The organism is Ruegeria profundi (assembly GCF_049800715.1).
In the GTDB taxonomy this organism is placed as follows: Bacteria; Pseudomonadota; Alphaproteobacteria; order Rhodobacterales; family Rhodobacteraceae; genus Ruegeria; species Ruegeria profundi_A.
In genome coordinates, this window is record NZ_JBNAFO010000029.1 from 1 (window position 1) to 12,282 (window position 12,282).

Here is a 12,282-nt window from a genome sequence, read left to right on the forward strand (position 1 = left end):
TGTCCGTTGTCAGGGGTTTTGGGACGGATGGCGGCGTGATCTAAGAGAGTATCTGTCTCATCTGGTTAGATTGATTATGCGGCGGTTTTGCGGTGAAGCAAGCGCCGGGTTTCGATAGTCTTTCGTTTGATCCTTTCTCGTTGTTTTAGAATGGTCTGCCCGCGTCCGAAGTAGACATCAGCGGGCGTGAGGTTTTGCAGGCTCTCGTGATAACGCCGGTGATTGTAGTGCTCGACGAAGGCGTCAATCTGCTGCGTGAGATCACCGGGCAGATAGTAGTTTTCCAACAGGATGCGGTTCTTGAGCGTCTGGTGCCAGCGCTCGATCTTTCCCTGAGTTTGCGGATGGTATGGTGCCCCTCGAACATGATCCATTTTCTGATCTTCCAGCCATTCGGCAAGCTCACCAGAGATGTAACTGGACCCGTTGTCGCTGAGCAGACGTGGCTTGTGCAGCACCGTTGCCTGATCACAGCCTGAGGCGTGCAGGGCGAGGTCCAGTGTGTCGGTCACATCCTCGGTCTTCATCGTCGTGCAAAGCTTCCAGGCGATGATGTAGCGGCTGTAATCGTCCAGGATCGTGCTGAGATAGAACCAGCCCCAGCCGATCACCTTGAGATAGGTAAAATCGGTCTGCCAGAGTTGGTTCGGTCGTGTTGTCTTGTCCTGGAACTCGTCTGCGGCTGACAAAACCACATAGGCTGGGCTGGTGATCAGATCGTAAGACTTGAGGATGCGGTAGACCGAAGCCTCTGACACAAAGTACTTTTCTGTGTCAGTGAAGCGAACAGCCAATTCACGCGGGGAAAGCTCACTTTCCTTCAGAGCCAGATCCTTGATCTTCTCGCGCACTGGCGTGGGAATGCGGTTCCAGACCCGTGACGGCGTGGGTCTACGATCTTCAAGCGCCTCGGGGCCGCCGACGAGATATCGGTCGTACCAGCGATAGAAGGTGGTCTTCGGAATGCCCAGCTTCTCCAAAGTGCGCTTGGTCGGCAGATGCGATTGCTCAACCAAGCGGATGACTTCCAGTTTTTCGGATGCGGGATATCTCATGCGTCGTCGTCCCCATCCGCGATCATGCTTTTTTTGAGCAACCGCAGTTCAAGAGCCTGTTCGGCAACCACCTCCTTCAGATCACGGGCTTCCCGTCTCAGATCCTTCACTTCGGTGGAAGTTGCCGCGCGGGCCGTGTCGCCTGCCAGACGTTTCTTGCCGGCCTCCAGAAATTCCTTGGACCAGCTGTAATAAAGGCTCTGCGCGATGACCTCACGACGGCACAGCTCTGCAATGCTGTCCTCGCCTTTTAGGCCGTCCAGCACGATCCTGATCTTCTCTTCTGCGGAATACTGTTTGCGGGTCGCACGGCGAATGTCCTTTACGACCTTCTCACCGTGGCTCTGCTTGGTTCCGGGTTTCTTTCTCATCTCCACTCCTTGGCGGTTACGATGAGCCAGAAACCCTCTCTTATCAAATCGACCTAAACTGTCCCATTGGCGCTGACGTCAGACAACAGAAGTATTTTCCATCTCGTGGATGCTTTTTGAGTAATTGTTTGGAATAGCTCCAAAAAAGTATCAACCAACATAAGCAACCATACAATTCTAAGAAGGTGCTCGGTTAACTCGCGACCAAAGCTCTCCATCTCGAGGGGTGTGCGCATTGCATGCTCCGACTTTTAAGCAGTTGGATCTATCAAATATCCAAATTGGATACATAAATAGAGCAAGCATCGAAATATCAGAATGTTTCCCGTAGTGAGTGCGGGCGTCATTTGATTACCTAGCACTTTCCTACAGCCCCGCGTTGATCCTATCCCAGGGTAATCGACGCGGGGCAACAGATAGAATCACCTCTACAAGCAAATAGTCTGCAACTTTGTCATTGTTCCAGTTCACTTTGTTTCTTGATCCTAAAAGAAAACGTATAAAGTGATCGAACTAGGTTAGCTTCCCGCCCTACTCGGGCTGGACGCGGTTACTCGTCGCATCCAACCTGAACTTAAATTTGTGAGCAATGCAGACGCCAACGGCTTGCTTTTGCAGACGACCATTCAAGTATGACCGGAATTCCTTTGGCGATAGTCAGAGGGTGCCAATCCCGTTACCTTCTTAAATGCGCGGCTGAAATTATTTGCGGTTTCGTATCCTAGCATGGAGGAGATACTGGAGACTGTCTCGCGCGTATCTGTAAGGAGTTCCTCGGCCCTTGCTACCCTGATATCGTTGACGATTTCGCGAAAACGAACCCCTTCGCTTGCTAACTTCCGTTGTAGTGTGCGAACGCCAAGATCGAGCGAACGCGCGGTGGCATCAATCGACATTTCCTCCCGATGAAGTTGTTGCCAAACCACCTCCTCGACTTGTCCTCTAAGTGTTTGAGGTGGGCCGCCCAATCGTTCGCGTGAAATATCTCCGACAGTTGTCGAGCCTCCGCTAAGTTTTTTGGGCGCGGCTTCGGAGCTCAAAGCCGAAGCTTCAAACTCAACCCCAAGGCGGGTGGCGTTCCAGATTACAGGACAAGCGTAAGTGTCTTCTGCCTCGACAAACCCAGGAACTTTCGGGAAGTCCAAGAGCACGGCCGATGGCTTCCAATCGTTTCCTAAATACGCGCGGAATATGCTCAGAAAAACCCCAACGGCCGAGAAACCGATGTCCGGATACGCGAAATGCGAGCGAAGTCCAAAACGATAACAGTAGCGCGCGCTAGTGCCCGAAGTTTCAAGCCACGCGCGATCCGTGGACGAATGAAATGGCATGACGGCAGAAGCTCGTATTAGCGCTGCCCCCAGCGTTGGAGCAGAAAGAACGTAACTCCCCCAGGCGCCGTAGTCAGCGACAGTGAGATACGGTGACCACAACAATCCGATGTTTTGTTGTCCCGTGGATCGTGCGGCTTCGTGCACAAAGGTCGCCAAGGCATGCTCCGAGATGTAACCGCCTCTTTCCTCAATGAAGTGAACAGGAAGATCGGCAGAGTCAAAAGCACGCAACAAGCGTCTTTCCCCAGCGGCCTCAAGCACAAACTGGGGCATCGCGCCCAAGGCCTTGGCCGAAATCATCGGTGGTAGGTTCAATCCGTCAACCCGCTTGTTCGCCCGCGTGTCGTGAAATGATACGCATCGGCTGAACGGATGTGCAAGCTTTCCCTAAACAGCAGGGAGCATTGCAATATGAAAATACTTCGGCCATTACACGGCGGTTTTTCGATGCATTTTTTGGGAATGGTGCTCGGCGCAGGTATTTCTGCTTCACCAGTTTTCTCCCAGTCCTTCAACGACACGGGCGACATCCTTGCACGATCAGCCGAGGTCGAGGACATCGAGTACAAGATTATGGTGCAGCGTGCCACCCAGACGGCCATTTGGGGAATGCCTGCCGCCGGTATGATCGATTTCCTCAAGGGCATTCGCCGCGACCTCGGTGGCGACTACAATGACATCATTTATCTCAACAAGCCGTTCGACTCCAAACATGGGTTTCTTACGGCCAACGATGTTACGGCCTATGCTTGGGCTTCAATGACCTCCGAACCCGGTCCCCTTGTCATTGAAGTGCCCGCTGCCACCGACAAGGTGAACTACTTCGGTACAATCGTGAATGCTTGGGATGTTCCTATTGTGGACGTAGGTCCCGATGGTTTCGATGAAGGTGTCGGCGGCAAGTACCTCATGCTACCCCCAGGCTACGAAGGGGAAATGTCGCTGGAGGAATTAACTGAAGCGGGATACCTTCCCTTTGAAACAGATACCTACGAATATGGTTTTTCGTTCCGGCCAAAACTGACGAATGGCGGAACGGACGCCGATGCGGCCGAGTACGCTCAGACGATCAAAGTGTACTACCTGTCCGAGGCCGACAATCCGCCACCCAACAACTATCTCGAAGCGTCAGAAGTGCCGTACGACTCGCTTCCATACTACAACGAGACATTCTTTCAGGACCTGAACGATTACGTTCAAAACAACCCGATCCGTCCACAAGACAAGGTTATGGTGAATTTTCTGAAAGATCTCGGGATCGAGAAGGGAAAGCCTTTCGAACCAAGTGAACTTCAAATGCAGGCAATGAACGAGGGATTGTTGCTCGCGTACGCCTCGATGCAGAACTACTTTGTGACGCCCGGGAAAGCCATGATCCCACTTTGGGTCGACGATAGCGGCGAGATGAGGAGCCAGTGGTTGATTTGGGATTTCGCGGATGGTCAACCCGAGGCTGGTTTCCCCTATGAGACTGAGACCGAAGTCCTTGTGGATGCGCGTGCGGGCGGCAGTTATTTCTGGATTACATACCTGCCGAAACAACTGGGCGGAGGTACATTTTATCTGACAGGCCTGCGCGACAGCGACGGGGAAATGTACGATCACAATCAGACCTATAAACTGAACGTCCCAGCGGATACACCTGCCGACGATTTCTGGTCCGTGATTGTTTATTCGATGGAGACCAAGAGCTTCATTCGGAACGTTGATCCTGTCGGTTTGTCCGAGCGCGACACTGATGCGATGCAGGCTAATGAAGACGGTTCTTACGACATCTTTTTTGGACCAGAAGCACCGGAAGGCATGGAAAGCAACTGGATACCAACCACAGAGCCGTACTTCCTTTTGTTTCGTCTATATGGGCCGCAAGAAGGATGGCTGGAGAGTGGCTGGATGCTGGGCGATCTAGAAAAAGTAAACTGATCAAAACAAACAGTAATTCCCAATGGAGCGAACAATGAAAACAAAGTCGTTAGCTGTGCTGACTGCCCTGATACTCGCATCGCATTCTTCAGCCCAAGAATTCAAAGCCGACGTTCCTGAGAATGTTCTTACACCAGACAAGGTCGAGACCCAGACGCTTGGTGATCTGGAATTCTTCGATGGTATGCCATCACCTGAGACGGTGGAGAAAGTCTTCGACAACCTTGATCTGATCAGAGCAACGACGGCTTTCCTGGATGGCATGAAGATCGCTTCGCTTCGAGCTATGTTTCAGGGATACGAAGACTTGGGCGTCAATCCCAATGACGTCGTGATTGCAGAAGACCTGCTGGACGCGCGGTCCATCTGGCTGACGCCCAATACAACCACAATCTACATTGGTTCGAATGTCGATATCTCGGATGGCCCGATGGTGATTGAGGTTCCGGCAGGCCTGCTTGGGTTGCTTGATGACGCCGCGTTTGACTATGTGACGGATATCGGGGCGCTTGGCGCGGATAAGGGAGAAGGTGGCAAGTATCTACTTTTGCACAACGACGATGAAACGCCGGTGCCCGAGGGCTACTTCGAACTACGCACAAAGACATATGAGCACTGGTTGTTGCTAAGACGCTCGCCAGACGCAGACGGAGATACGGCTGGCCCTGTTGCCGAGATCAAGGCGGGTCTGAATATCTATCCGCTTAGTGAAGCGGACAATCCTCCCGCGGAAATTTTCCTGAATATCTCCGGTGTTCAACACAACACTGTTCACGCGAACAACGAAGACTTCTTTGAAGAGATCCACGTCGCACTCGAAAACAATCCAATTGGTGCGTTCAGTCCGGAAATTGTAGGAACGTTTGCTTCCATAGGGATCAGGAAGGGCGAGCCCTTCGAACCCGATGCCCGTATGCAGGCCATTTTCAAGGAGGCAGCAGCAATCGCAAACGCCACGGCGCGAGCGATCACGTATGCCTCGCGCGATCCGGGAGTTTTCTTTTATGAAGACCGGCAATGGAACTCACCGTTCCAACGCCAGAGCTATCTTTTTCTTGAGGACGGCGCGCGCATCCTCGATGATCGGTCGTACTTTTTCTATATGGCAACGGGCATAACGCCTGCGATGACCTCGCCACCGGTCGGGACGGGGTCTGTCTATGCGATGACAGCGCGAGACAGCAACGGACAGTACCTTGACGGCTCAAAAACCTATAAGGTAACGCTACCGGCGCCGGTTCCCGCCAAAAACTTTGCGTCGTTTATGTTGTATAGCGGACAGACTCGGTCAATCCTTGAAACTGACCAGCAATCCGGTGGTATCGACTCTAATAGACCGGGGATAAAACCTAATGAGGATGGGAGTACCAGCATCTATTTTGGTCCAGAAGCCCCAGAAGGTTGGGAGAACAACTGGGCGCAAACCATGCCCGGGCAAAGCTTCAACGTGATGATGCGCCTCTACGGCCCGCTCGAGCCTTGGTTCGACAAGACCTGGCGTCCCGGTGATCTGGAACTGGTAGAATAAAGCGACAACCGCGACTATCGGGCGATGCTACTTTTTGGCGTCGTCTGACATTTTTTCGGTGTCCGCTTCGGGCTCGAAGAAGACATTCGCTGTCCAAAGCATGAATGTCTGCTGTGCGGACAGAGTTGCCGTCCGCCTGGATAGCCCGATTGTCCGGTGATGAATGCTGATGATCAAAATGCAACAAAGCACCCATGTTTCCATGGGCGCTTTGGTTAGTATGAAGGCTCTTACCGTGCCAGTTGGTAGCGCTTCATCGACATAGAAGATGCATCGATCATGCTCATAAACTTCTCAGCAGCCGGAGCAGAGGCAAAGCTGTCCATGGATGCTTGCGCTGCCTCCGCGCTTTCCCAATTGACGACAACCGCCCATTTGTCGTCTGCGAAGGCGGCTTGCCGGGAGATGAAGCCAGGCTGTTTACTGACGTACTCGTCCTCAATGGCCTTGTCGACCGGTTCGAACGCTTGAGCTGAAACACCCTCGGCAAGGTCCATTGTCACAATCTCGATTACACCAGCATCTTGAGCCATAGCCGCGCCTCCCAGCGTCATCATTAAGGTGATCAGGAACGCTTTCATATTGGCACCCGATCAAAACTTGCCGTTGTCATGAGCCATTTCCGCAGGGATATCGGCGATCACGTCCCAATGCTCAACGATCTTGCCGTCTTCGACGCGGAACAGATCATAGAACGCTGTTGGTTTGTCAGCGAACGTTCCCTCAGAGGCGGTGAAGACAAAGTTACCCTCGGCCACAACAATGTGGACATCCGTGTAGATCATCTGGATGCCTTGCTCGGCCATGCCAGCAAGAGCAGCACCTAAACCGTCCAGACCGTCAGCAATGTTGCTGTTGTGCTGGATGTAGGTCTCCGTGGACAGGAATTCGGTGATCCGGTCAACGTCGCCATCTTTCAGGATGGTGTTCACAAAGTCTGTGACCAGCGCTTTGTTCTCAGCGGTCTTGTCCAGATCTGTGATCTCAGTTGAACCATCGGTCTGAGTATGCCCCGAAGGATTTGGCGGTGTAATTTGGGTCAGGTTGTCCCAGTGCTCTGCAACCTTTCCGTCCTCGACGCGGAAAACATCGAACCCCACCAGAGTGTCAGCACCGAACGCCTGAGCGTTGTTGTAGGTCGTATGCAGGACAACCATGTTGCCTTCCGCGATCACCCGGTGGATATCCACCTCGATCCCGCTTTCTTTCAGACCAGGAATGAAGCCAAGGATCGGCGCAGCCCCCGTGGGGACGGCTGGGTTGTGCTGGATATAGTCCTTTGCCAGAAGCTGTTCGGCGGCAGTTGCGTCGAAGTTGACAAAAATGGCGGCTACGGCCTCCATTACGAGTTCTTTAGGTGTCATTGTTGTAGTCCTCTCTTGGTTTGATTTGACGACATTCACGCGGCGCAAGCCTGCACTGAGGTGATCGTGAATTCTGTGCCCCAGGGATCGACCTTCTGGCCGGGCGTGAGACTTGCGGGGTCAGCCAACAGCTCAACACTCGCGAGACCTGTGGTTTCGACAGAGCGCGGGCCTGCCCCCTTTGATTGCCAAGCATTCGCGGCAAGATGGTGATGGTAGCCACCGGACCCGAACCAGCGGGCTGAGGGCAGCTCAAATGTCTGAACCATACTCAGCTCGTCAGTAACGAACTTGGCTGCCTTGCTGACATCACCGACACGTAAATGAACGTGTCCGATGACTGTGCCTTGCGGTGCGCCTTGCCACTGTGTGGCATCCTCCGTTAGTGATTTCAGGTCGAGCGGGTGCGTTGTCATGTGGATGGTATCGCCTTGGCGTTTCCACGCTTCGCGAGGCAGATCACGATAGATTTCGATGCCGTTTCCTTCGGGATCGTTCAGATACAGCGCCTCGCTGACACCGTGGTGGGATGCGCCATCCAGGCGAACACCGCGCTCATCCGCGTAGATCAGCCATGCGCCGAGGTCTTGTTTGGACGGCAACAGAAATGCGGTGTGAAACAGCCCCGCCTCTTTGGGAAAGGGTTTGGCATTGCGGTCCTGGCGCAGCTCGATCAGCGTGCCGGCCTCGGTGCCGAGGCGGGCGCTTTCACCGTTGCGTTCGACTAGGCCAAGGCCGATCACGTCTTCATAAAAGGTTGCGGTCTTATCCAGATCGCGCACCGTCAGGGCGACCTGACCTATTGAGATGGGGGCGTCTGACGTTGCCATGTTCTTTTCTCCTGCGATTCAGCTTGAGAGGAACTTAGCGATGGTCTTTTCTCCATGAAATGGCGATAAGAGCGAGTGTGTATCGCACAAATGGAGACAATGCTATGGACCGGATCGACGGGATGCAGAGCTTCGTGGCTGTTGTGGAATCCGGTTCTTTTGCCGCCGCCGGACAACGGCTTGGCATTTCAAACAAGCTGGTCAGCAAACGTGTGGCCCAGCTCGAAAACATGGTTGGGCTGAATCTTCTCCATCGCACCACCAGGTCTATGTCGTTGACCCACGAGGGGGAGCGATATCTGGAAGGAGCGCGACGGGTGCTGGCTGAATTGGAGCAGTTGGAGACTGAGTTTGACGCTTCAGAGGGCTTGAAGGGCATCGTTCGTGTGGCGGCGCCCCTTACCTATGGCGACACGGCGGTGGCTAAAGCAGCAAGCCGTTTCGTAGAGCAACACCCGGACGTCACAGTCGAATTGGACTTGTCGGATCATTATGCTGATCTGGCCAAGGGCGGTTTCGATATCGCAATACGGATCGGCGCGCTCAGCGACTCCAGTTTGGTCGTTCGCAAGCTCGGTGAAACGCATATGAAAGTCGTCGCGACTCCTTGCTACCTTGAAGAACATGGCACACCTTCACATCCTGCGGAACTCTCGGACCACATTTGCATTCGAGATGCGAACAACCCCGATCCAAACCGCTGGCCATTCCAGATCGAAGGGCAAACCGTGCAGGTGCCTGTCTCTGGCCCATTTCTGGCAAACAGTCCTCCCGCCTGCCTCGTACCGACGCGTGCCGGGAGCGGCATCTTCATATGCCCAGATGTGTTTTTGGGGGACGACCTTGAAACCGGACGTCTTGTGCAACTCTTTCCGGAGTTCCATTCCCGCACTTTGCCGATCCAAAGCGTGCAGTTACCTTCGGCCTTTCGAAAGCCGCGTGTAAGGGCCTTTGTGGAGTTTATGCGTGAAGAGATTCGGGCGTAGGTCGGCTCGAAAGTGGCCATTCGTGCAGTGTGCAGCATTTGGTAGGTATGGGCTCGTAATCGACCTTCGCTGCCTCCCGTTTAGATGACTGGAGACAGCCCGAAGCGGACCTTCACTATGAGCTTTGCACCCTCTAAGATGCGGACATAGCCGCTTTTGGTTTGAGCGACTTTTCTATGGAGGTTTCGACGGAACTGAGATTGTTTTGAGTCCATCGGTGGCGGTATGCCCAGACAAGCAGGCGGCGGCAACTTTCTCACCAAATTTAAGACAACTCTCAATGGGCCAATCTTCATGGAGACCATGAACAACGCCGGAGCAGAAAGCATCACCCGCTCCCACTGGGCTGATGATTTCTTCAGCAGGTATCGGGTCCGGCGCGAAGGCAATTTCAACCTCGGTTTCACAACATACGATTTGCGTTGGGCTATGAATAATGACCGCTCGATTGACCCCACCGGATTTTAGAAAGCGAGCTGCTTTCATCATTTCGTTGGGATCAGACTTTTGCGTGAGATTAATGCCTGTTGCCGCCTCGGCTTCGAGCTCATTCGCAAACAGAAAATCGATTTCGGCAAGCGTCTTTGACACAATATCCGCGTAGGCGTCGGACCTGAACGATGCGAGGTCAACGCAAGTGCTCATGCCTTTGGCGCGGGCAGCTGACAACAGCAATGCTGCTCTAGTTTTGCCCTCTGGCAGGACCTCATCCAGTTTGTCTAGTAACGTTAAATAGCCAAGATACAATAACTTAATCCCGGCGTCCGATAGCTCATCAATATTAACCGACGCCGCATCAAATAAACTGTTAGCACCTCGGTGGTGAAAGAAGGTGCGGCTGTCACCTTGCACGTTCATCACATGGGTCTGGGATGTTGTTGCACGCGTTGTTCGCAGTAGGCCGTCTAAAGGCAACCCCGCTTCTGCGCATAGACGCAAGACTTCGTCGCCCAAAGCGCCTGCGCCTATCAGACCAATTGGAATTACTTGGTAAGACACGCCCATGGCTTTCAGGCCCAAGGCTACATTGGCGGGTCCGCCACCAAGGTCGACATGCTGGTTTTTTATGAGTGCTAGACCTGACTTTTCAGGCCAGTGCGAAATTGAGTGAACTGTATCAAGTATCCAATTCCCCGCACATGCAATGCCTTGTCTCTCTTTTTTCGGCTGAATCGGATCGAGCACGATATGTTCCCACATAGAAAATGATGCTGCCTTTAGAGTATCAGACCTCTTTAAGCCTCGCACTCTAAAGCCACACCACCGGTGGGCTTTCCAGTAGCTCTCAAGCATGTATCATGGGGTGTTTGATAACGCAGCGGCATTGAGCACTATGGGCTCAGTGTTTCCGTTCTCTGCGGCTTGCATGATTGACTGGTCTGTCCGTTGTCAGGGGTTTTGGGACGGATGGCGGCGTGATCTAAGAGAGTATCTGTCTCATCTGGTTAGATTGATTATGCGGCGGTTTTGCGGTGAAGCAAGCGCCGGGTTTCGATAGTCTTTCGTTTGATCCTTTCTCGTTGTTTTAGAATGGTCTGCCCGCGTCCGAAGTAGACATCAGCGGGCGTGAGGTTTTGCAGGCTCTCGTGATAACGCCGGTGATTGTAGTGCTCGACGAAGGCGTCAATCTGCTGCGTGAGATCACCGGGCAGATAGTAGTTTTCCAACAGGATGCGGTTCTTGAGCGTCTGGTGCCAGCGCTCGATCTTTCCCTGAGTTTGCGGATGGTATGGTGCCCCTCGAACATGATCCATTTTCTGATCTTCCAGCCATTCGGCAAGCTCACCAGAGATGTAACTGGACCCGTTGTCGCTGAGCAGACGTGGCTTGTGCAGCACCGTTGCCTGATCACAGCCTGAGGCGTGCAGGGCGAGGTCCAGTGTGTCGGTCACATCCTCGGTCTTCATCGTCGTGCAAAGCTTCCAGGCGATGATGTAGCGGCTGTAATCGTCCAGGATCGTGCTGAGATAGAACCAGCCCCAGCCGATCACCTTGAGATAGGTAAAATCGGTCTGCCAGAGTTGGTTCGGTCGTGTTGTCTTGTCCTGGAACTCGTCTGCGGCTGACAAAACCACATAGGCTGGGCTGGTGATCAGATCGTAAGACTTGAGGATGCGGTAGACCGAAGCCTCTGACACAAAGTACTTTTCTGTGTCAGTGAAGCGAACAGCCAATTCACGCGGGGAAAGCTCACTTTCCTTCAGAGCCAGATCCTTGATCTTCTCGCGCACTGGCGTGGGAATGCGGTTCCAGACCCGTGACGGCGTGGGTCTACGATCTTCAAGCGCCTCGGGGCCGCCGACGAGATATCGGTCGTACCAGCGATAGAAGGTGGTCTTCGGAATGCCCAGCTTCTCCAAAGTGCGCTTGGTCGGCAGATGCGATTGCTCAACCAAGCGGATGACTTCCAGTTTTTCGGATGCGGGATATCTCATGCGTCGTCGTCCCCATCCGCGATCATGCTTTTTTTGAGCAACCGCAGTTCAAGAGCCTGTTCGGCAACCACCTCCTTCAGATCACGGGCTTCCCGTCTCAGATCCTTCACTTCGGTGGAAGTTGCCGCGCGGGCCGTGTCGCCTGCCAGACGTTTCTTGCCGGCCTCCAGAAATTCCTTGGACCAGCTGTAATAAAGGCTCTGCGCGATGACCTCACGACGGCACAGCTCTGCAATGCTGTCCTCGCCTTTTAGGCCGTCCAGCACGATCCTGATCTTCTCTTCTGCGGAATACTGTTTGCGGGTCGCACGGCGAATGTCCTTTACGACCTTCTCACCGTGGCTCTGCTTGGTTCCGGGTTTCTTTCTCATCTCCACTCCTTGGCGGTTACGATGAGCCAGAAACCCTCTCTTATCAAATCGACCTAAACTGTCCCATTGGCGCTGACGTCAGACA

Annotated in this window: 10 protein-coding genes; 3 read left to right on the forward strand and 7 right to left on the reverse strand. The window is 53.5% G+C overall.

Features of this window, described 5'->3' with window-relative positions:
* Nucleotides 1-74: 74 nt before the first annotated feature.
* Nucleotides 75-1,426, reverse strand: a protein-coding gene (locus ACP15L_RS22735; RefSeq protein WP_425084199.1) for an IS3 family transposase whose coding sequence is annotated in 2 segments (ribosomal slippage) — nt 75-1,090 and nt 1,090-1,426 — 1,353 coding nt in all. Because the reading frame shifts where the segments join, the coding sequence is not laid out codon by codon here.
* A gap of 626 nt (nt 1,427-2,052) precedes the next feature.
* Nucleotides 2,053-3,075 (reverse strand): helix-turn-helix domain-containing protein, encoded by a 1,023-nt coding sequence (locus ACP15L_RS22740; protein ID WP_170570598.1) that lies wholly within the window; start codon nt 3,073-3,075, stop codon nt 2,053-2,055.
* Between the two features lie 96 nt (nt 3,076-3,171).
* On the opposite strand from ACP15L_RS22740, the gene ACP15L_RS22745 reads away from it, so the two are divergent.
* Together ACP15L_RS22745 and ACP15L_RS22750 are read left to right on the forward strand one after the other, a co-directional pair.
* Nucleotides 3,172-4,683, forward strand: coding sequence for a DUF1214 domain-containing protein (locus ACP15L_RS22745; protein WP_216601803.1), 1,512 nt, complete (start codon nt 3,172-3,174; stop codon nt 4,681-4,683).
* Nucleotides 4,684-4,717: 34 nt separating this feature from the next.
* The gene (locus ACP15L_RS22750; RefSeq protein WP_170570601.1) at nt 4,718-6,211 is read left to right on the forward strand and encodes a DUF1254 domain-containing protein; all 1,494 of its coding nucleotides are present in this window, start codon (nt 4,718-4,720) and stop codon (nt 6,209-6,211) included.
* A gap of 230 nt (nt 6,212-6,441) precedes the next feature.
* On the opposite strand, the gene ACP15L_RS22755 is transcribed toward ACP15L_RS22750, so the two are convergent.
* The 3 genes from ACP15L_RS22755 to ACP15L_RS22765 are packed head-to-tail and all read right to left on the reverse strand — an operon-like array spanning nt 6,442 to nt 8,405.
* Nucleotides 6,442-6,792, reverse strand: coding sequence for an antibiotic biosynthesis monooxygenase family protein (locus tag ACP15L_RS22755; RefSeq protein ID WP_170417151.1), 351 nt, complete (start codon nt 6,790-6,792; stop codon nt 6,442-6,444).
* Between the two features lie 12 nt (nt 6,793-6,804).
* Nucleotides 6,805-7,575 (reverse strand): nuclear transport factor 2 family protein, encoded by a 771-nt coding sequence (locus tag ACP15L_RS22760; RefSeq protein WP_170417149.1) that lies wholly within the window; start codon nt 7,573-7,575, stop codon nt 6,805-6,807.
* 35 nt (nt 7,576-7,610) lie between these two features.
* On the reverse strand, nt 7,611-8,405 hold the full coding sequence (locus tag ACP15L_RS22765) for a VOC family protein (RefSeq protein WP_170417147.1): 795 nt from the start codon (nt 8,403-8,405) through the stop codon (nt 7,611-7,613).
* A 104-nt stretch (nt 8,406-8,509) separates the two neighbouring features.
* Between ACP15L_RS22765 and ACP15L_RS22770 the strand changes: the two genes are divergently transcribed.
* A complete protein-coding gene (locus ACP15L_RS22770; protein WP_170417145.1) occupies nt 8,510-9,391 on the forward strand; it encodes a LysR family transcriptional regulator in 882 nt (293 codons plus the stop codon).
* A gap of 174 nt (nt 9,392-9,565) precedes the next feature.
* On the opposite strand, the gene ACP15L_RS22775 is transcribed toward ACP15L_RS22770, so the two are convergent.
* Complete coding sequence (locus ACP15L_RS22775; RefSeq protein WP_353394309.1) at nt 9,566-10,576, reverse strand: carbohydrate kinase family protein; 1,011 nt, start codon at nt 10,574-10,576, stop codon at nt 9,566-9,568.
* A gap of 269 nt (nt 10,577-10,845) precedes the next feature.
* A protein-coding gene (locus ACP15L_RS22780) for an IS3 family transposase (protein ID WP_425084199.1) occupies nt 10,846-12,197 on the reverse strand; the annotation gives its coding sequence in 2 pieces (ribosomal slippage) (nt 10,846-11,861 and nt 11,861-12,197; 1,353 coding nt in all).
* Nucleotides 12,198-12,282 lie beyond the last annotated feature (85 nt).